Below are 318 nucleotides of genomic sequence, written 5' to 3'. Positions count from 1 at the left end.
CGCTGGTATTGTTGTTGTAGATCGGGCCGCCGTTGTTGGCCGCGTTGACCGAGGCCGTGGCCGCATCGTTCCATTTGCCGTAGGTCACGAAAGCGCGCAGCTCGGGACGCGACCACAGGCCAGGCCCGGCCGAGATCGTCGGCGCGATGGTCAGCTTGGTCAAACGCTTGGCCGGCAGGCCGCCCGCTTGCGTCACCCGGTCCGTGCCCAGTTCGCCCACCAGCTTGAAGTTGTTGGTGAACGCGTACACGGGACGCACGCCGACCGAGGTCCAGGTCGAGGAACCGTTGGCGTTCGACTCGTCTTTTTGCCACAGGG

Annotated in this window: 1 protein-coding gene; it reads right to left on the bottom strand. The window is 65.4% G+C overall.

Annotated features, from left to right (window positions below):
• Nucleotides 1–318: carbohydrate porin (locus ACZ92H_RS29635; RefSeq protein ID WP_465051995.1), on the bottom strand; the 318-nt coding region annotated here is incomplete at both ends.

It is taken from the genome of Janthinobacterium foliorum (assembly GCF_978021625.1).
The sequence above is the reverse complement of the archived record's forward strand: the minus strand, read 5'-3'. Positions and strand labels throughout refer to the sequence as shown.